This window comes from Phormidesmis sp. 146-12 (assembly GCF_052939495.1).
The window spans coordinates 1-1310 of the sequence record NZ_JBJPHS010000251.1 but is presented as its reverse complement, the minus strand read 5'-3'; the positions used below and the strand labels follow the sequence as shown (position 1 = coordinate 1310).

At 51.0% G+C, this 1310-nt stretch carries 1 protein-coding gene; it reads left to right on the top strand.

The genetic code is table 11. The features are described 5' to 3' along the window. Positions 1 to 165: 165 nt before the first annotated feature. Positions 166 to 1293 (top strand): transposase, encoded by a 1128-nt coding sequence (locus tag ACKFKF_RS35060; RefSeq protein WP_446871946.1) that lies wholly within the window; start codon positions 166 to 168, stop codon positions 1291 to 1293. Positions 1294 to 1310: the final 17 nt, after the last annotated feature.

Sequence of the window (1310 nt, the reverse complement as noted above, 5' to 3'; positions counted from 1 at the left end):
CAATGGTTCGGACAAATTTAGAGGAGAAATAGACAAGAAAGCCATCGACCGCTTAAGGTGCTGATGAATGAAATCTAGTACCGGGTCGATAGCGCTATGGAAATTGTACAGAGCTTGTTGAAGAAAGTGGGGATTGTGAACCAACCTCAGAGGAAAGTATTGACGATGCTGTTCGCGACGATTGTGATTGCCTGTGGAAAGGTGAACTTTACGAATTTAAGCCGCTACAGCCCGATGAGTGAGAAAACGTATCGACGAGCGTTTGCGAAGTCCTTTGATTATGCTTCATTCAACGCGGGCGTGATCCAAGCGGCGACATCGGAGGCAGCGACTCTGATTGCGGTGATGGATGCCTCATTTATCGCCAAGAGTGGCAAAAAGACGTTTGGGCTTGACCTGTTTTACAACGGCAGCCACAGCCGAGTCGAAAAAGGATTAGAGGTGTCTTTAGTGGGGGTCGTGGATGTCAAGAGTGAAGTGGGCTATGCGCTGCTAGCAGAACAGACGTTTGACCAAGCGGCTTTTCCTGAACTAACGCGGATGGACTACTATCGGTATCACCTGGAACTTGCCCGCCCTCACCTACCGCCTCAAGTGCAATATTTGGCGGTCGATGGGGCGTATGCCAAACAAGCGTTCGTCACGGGAGCCGTTGCTCTGAATCTGCACGTCATCAGCAAGTTGCGGCGCGATGCCAATCTCGCGTTCATCTTCGAGGGCAAGCAAAAGGTCTGCGGTGCCGGACGCAAGTATGACGGCAAAGTGGATTTAGCTGACCTGCGTCGCTTCAGTTGGGTGACTCAACTGCAACCGGGCGTTGACCTCTACACCCAACAGGTCTGGCATCGTTCCCTCAAGCGCCCGATTCGACTTGCCGTTCTCCAAGACACTCGCAAGCCTGACAAGACGGGCACGGTCATCTTATTCTCAACCGACCTGACTCAGAGCGCCCAAGACATCTACCACTTCTACAAATTACGCTTTCAAATCGAATTTCTTTTCCGCGATGCCAAGCAGTTTACCGGACTGAGTGATTGCCAGTCGCGCCAGAGCCAAAAACTCGACTTCCATTTCAATGCCAGTTTCACGGCTCTCAATCTTGCCAAACTGGAGGTTCAGCAGCAGCAATTAGGCAATCACCCCTTTGTCTTCTCCATGGCAAGCGTCAAGCGACGGGCGCTCAATGACCATCTACTCGATACCTTTATTTCAAAGTTAGACCTCTCCCCAACTCAGATTAAATCCCATCCCAACGACCAGACCCTACGCTCTTACGGCATGATCGCTGTTTGATTTTGTCCGAACCATTG

Bases quoted from the DNA above. Each gene is read 5' to 3' on its own strand.
- ACKFKF_RS35060 (WP_446871946.1), top strand. From the start codon at position 166: ATGCTGTTCGCGACGATTGTGATTGCCTGTGGAAAGGTGAACTTTACG.